Source organism: Sphingomonas sp. Ant20 (genome assembly GCF_000783375.1).
GTDB lineage: Bacteria > Pseudomonadota > Alphaproteobacteria > Sphingomonadales > Sphingomonadaceae > Sphingomonas > Sphingomonas aerolata.
Genome location: NZ_JRVI01000289.1, coordinates 1 through 1187 on the forward strand (window position 1 = coordinate 1; position 1187 = coordinate 1187).

2 pseudogenes are annotated in these 1187 nt (G+C 73.3%); both read right to left on the reverse strand.

Going from position 1 to position 1187, the window contains the following annotated elements:
* Positions 1 to 548, reverse strand: a pseudogene (locus NI18_RS20595) (pyridoxal-dependent decarboxylase, exosortase A system-associated); the annotation flags it as partial.
* Positions 548 to 1187, reverse strand: a pseudogene (locus NI18_RS20600) (AMP-binding protein); the annotation flags it as partial. The pseudogenes NI18_RS20595 and NI18_RS20600, both read right to left, overlap by 1 nt.

Below are 1187 nucleotides of genomic sequence, written 5' to 3' on the forward strand. Positions count from 1 at the left end.
GCCGCCGCACGCTCCGCATCGACCCCGAAGGGCGAGGCGCGGCCGCCCATCCGCATCCCCGATCCGCGCAGTTCGATATCGGGGTTCACGCGCACCGCCATCCGCGGCGCGATGCCGAGCCGCGCGCCGATCGCGAAGCCGCGCGTGGCCTCGCCCTCCGATTCGACGTTCAACGTCGCGCCGGCGCGGATCGCTGCCGTCAGTTCGTCGTCGCGTTTGCCGGGACCGGCAAAGCTGATCGCGTGTGCCGGCTTGACCGCCAGCGCCATGCCGAGCTCGCCCGCCGACGCGACGTCGAGCCCGTCGACCAGCGGTGCGATTGCCGCGAGCAGGGCCGAATGCGGGTTCGCCTTGATCGCGTAGTGGAGGTCGATCGCGGGCATCGCCGCGCGGAACCGCGCGATCCGCGCCGCGACGATGGCGCTGTCATAGACGAACAGCGGCGTGTCGCCGGCCTGTGCGACCCAGGCCTCCGCGGACCGCCCGCCGATCGTCAGCGCGCCCGACTGGTGCGCAAATTCGGGCGGCAACGCCCCCATCGGCTTCATCATGCCTGTCCCTGTTCGTTGGCGGTCGACCATGCCCGGACCTCGGCCGCGATCGCGGACCGGTCGAGCTTGCCGTTGGCGTTGCGCGGCAGCGCGTCGCGCCACAGATAGCCGGCGGGCTGCATGAAGCTCGGCAGCGCGGTGCGCAACCGGGTCCTGAGCGCGGGCTCGTCCGCCGCGTCGCCCGCGAGCATCACGACGATCGCCTGCCCCAGCCGCGGATCCGCCACCCCGACCGCAACCGCCTCGCGGGCTTGGTTGCCGGCGAGTACCGCCTCCTCGACCTCGAGCGGGCTGATCCGGTTGCCCGCACTCTTGATCATCTCGTCGTCGCGGCCGACGAAGCGGAGCAGCCCGTCCGCGCCCTCGACCACCGTGTCGCCCGACCAGACCGCCATGCCGTTGCCGTCGGGCGCGGGGCGGAAGCGCTGCGCGGTCCGCTCGGCATCGCGCCAATAGCCCTGCGCGACCAGCGGCCCGGCATGCACCAGCTCGCCCGGCTCGCCCGGCGCGGCGCGGGTGCCGTCGGGCCGGATCACGACACCTGCGCGAACGGGATCGCACGCCCCATCGCGTCGGGGTGCGCGTCGATCAGCGACGGGTCGAGATAGGTCGAGCGGAACGCCTCGGTCAGCCCGT